The 2,901-nt window shown below is 40.6% G+C and carries 1 protein-coding gene; it reads right to left on the bottom strand.

Going from position 1 to position 2,901, the window contains the following annotated elements; translation table 11 throughout:
• Positions 1-265 precede the first annotated feature (265 nt).
• Complete coding sequence (dgt, locus tag HC752_RS23860; protein ID WP_190337679.1) at positions 266-1,729, bottom strand: dGTPase; 1,464 nt, start codon at positions 1,727-1,729, stop codon at positions 266-268.
• Positions 1,730-2,901 lie beyond the last annotated feature (1,172 nt).

The following is a 2,901-nucleotide window of genomic DNA, read 5'->3' as shown; positions in this document are numbered from 1 at the left end:
ACACTGACTTTTAAAGTCGATAAGGTGATTAGGACTTCGTGTTCGACTGCCTCATCTTGGCCAAGGCAAGAGCCGCTAATACAGGCCGTATATATGGTAGTTAACCTGCGCTTTTTATCATACTGCTGACTTGCAAAACTGGGGGAGACCATATATGTGAGCAACGCAATACCGAAGCTCCCGCAAAGCACCTTAAACACAAATCGCAACGCATAGCGAAAATGCCAAGCGTTGCGAATCACTCTTAAACAGATTGTTATATCAATTACTTCGATGCGCTTAGGTTTTGATATTCTTCCAAAGCAAAACCATCCGTCATTCCACTAATATAATCAATTACCAACCTCGAACGATGATAGATCTCAGTTAACCTCTGAGCATTTGACGGAGTATCTACGTCATAAAGTTCGGACACTACCGAAAAGTAAGTGTTCTTATGCTTACTTGATAGCTTATGAAATAAACGTGTTTCAATCGGATGGCTCTTTAATCTGTTACTTTGTGCTAAAGTCTTAAACTCCGAAAATGATAGTTTGATCAGTGGAGAGTAGATTTCCAGTAGACCAGAGATTACGGCATATCCCTTTAACTCCAAGTTTTCTACTTCAGCGTGATTAAATACATTATCTACAGATAGAAGCCTTAAAGTCTCAGTTGCTAGGTTATACTTGTCGCACCCATCGAGCAGAGACTCATCAAAAGCCCCTGAAAAAACCAAATCATGGTTTTCAACATAGCGACTAGCTGCATAGTGCGCAAGATCATTAACTAAAGTAGTACGAAGAGTCAAAATATAAGCATGGTTGCTATTGAATTTCTGCTCCTTGGCTTTTTCCATAGCTTTTTCAGAAATTGTTAGCAAGTACCCTTCATCAACAACAGTATCATCAACGCCCTCTTTACCACGAAAAGATTCCCATATTCTCGCTATTTCAGAATGGAGTTTATCTATTGAAAGAATACCTTTGTCGACTGCATCGTCAACATCTGCGATACAGTAAGATATATCATCCGCAGCTTCCATAATATAAGTTAGAGGGAATCTCGCACCATCTTCAATACCAAGCTTTTCTTGTATAGATTTATACAGAGCTTCTTCCGTTAGGTAAAAGCCTGGCTTTTTTTTCCTGTAGCAGAATCCATCATCAGTAGAAGGCTTATCTTCGTAAGCAGCTCTAGTATATTTTACCAAACAAGCCAATTGCGTATATGTAAGATTCAAAGCTTGGATTTGATGTAGTAGTCTGATTCCCTGTGCGTTACCTTCAAAATTACAAAGGTCCTTAATTAATTTCTGGCATTCTGGCTCCTCACCAAAAGCATCATTTATTAATTTAGCAAGAAAGGTTTTTGTCCATAGATTAATAGCTTCTTCGCCAAAATGCCCAAATGGTGGGTTGCCGATATCATGTAGTAAACATGATACCTCGACAGCACTAACAAAGCCCTCCGATTGCTCCGCGAGATCAATCCCGTGCTTGCTCAGCTCTTTGAGAATAATTTTGCTTATGTAACGACCGACCTGCTGAACTTCTAGCGAGTGCGTTAAGCGACTTCGAACTGCTGCATTAGATTCTAAAGGGAAAACTTGTGTCTTCTGTTGTAAGCGTCTTACTGCCGCAGAATTCACTGCTCTACCACGATCACTTTCCATTTCTTCGTTGAAATCTCGACCTCCAATTGTGGAAGATCGAAATCTATCAGATTTTAGCTTTTCTTTATAATTCATACTATTTCCAACTGATTGATATAACGCCCAATTAAGTAGCCAAAAACGTACAAATACGATTTCAGCAAAACACCGTAAACACAAAACTCAACGCAAACTAAAAATGCCACACGTTTTTGGTCTGCTTGAATTGTTTGTTAGAGCGATACAAGCAAACAGGCTTTACTTGGCAATGAAGCACTTAGCTTGCATTCAATGAACAGCATCTTAGCCAAAAAACCTTCTGCAACCAGACCACAGAACTTAAAACACCAACTCGGTCGAGAATTTAGAAGAACAAACGAAAAGCGAAGCTTCAAGGTACGATGACCTCAATTGGCTTAGAAATCCCACAGCGACTTGGCTTGCGACGACTTTTCCAACTTGATACTGGCTGAGAAGTTGAATTTTCCAGCACTGAAGCCAACAATTTTCAAGAACCTGACAACCCTTGAATTATCAAAGCGCTATAACGCCCAATTAAGTAGCCAAAAACGTACAAATGCCGCCTCTGCAAACCACCGTAAACACAAAACTCACCGCAAACTGAAAATGCCACACGTTTTTGGTCTGCTTGAATTGTTTGTTAGAGCGATACAAGCAAGCAGGCTTTACTTGGCAATGAAGCACTTCGCTTGCATTCAATGAGCGACATCTTAGACAACAAAACCTGCTGCAACCAGACCACGAAACCCAAAACACCAACTCAGTCGAGAACTTAGAAGAACAAACCGAAAACCAAGCTTCAAAATCCGGCTAACCTAATTGGTTTTTAAAGCTTACTGAGACTTGGTTTGCAAGGATTTTCCACCTTGATTTAGGTTACGGAATCGAACTGAAATGCACTGAAGCCAACAATTTTCGAGAACCTTACAACCCTTGAATTCTCAAAGCGCTATAACGCCCAATTAAGTAGCCAAAAACGTACAAATGCAGCTTCTGCATACCACCTTAAACACTAAACTTACCGCAAACTAAAAATGCCACACGTTTTTGGTCTGCTTGAATTATTTGTTATGAACGGACTTTACGGCATCCTCGATTTCCCAGCAAATACAGAAGGTTGAGACACAGAGCCATTTCACAAAATGCCGGCAGCTATACAATGAACCCACAACAAGTTGAACAAAAGGCGAGCATCAAGCTGTGAATTTTTCGATGCGCTGCCGCCCCACTAAAATCACGGCGCAGCA

Origin of the sequence: Vibrio sp. S9_S30 (assembly GCF_014694455.1) — a bacterium.
In the GTDB taxonomy this organism is placed as follows: domain Bacteria; phylum Pseudomonadota; class Gammaproteobacteria; order Enterobacterales; family Vibrionaceae; genus Vibrio.
The sequence above is the reverse complement of the archived record's forward strand: the minus strand, read 5'-3'. Positions and strand labels throughout refer to the sequence as shown.

Coding starts and splice junctions, on each gene's coding strand:
- dgt (WP_190337679.1), bottom strand. CDS start 1,729: ATGAATTATAAAGAAAAGCTAAAATCTGATAGATTTCGATCTTCCACA.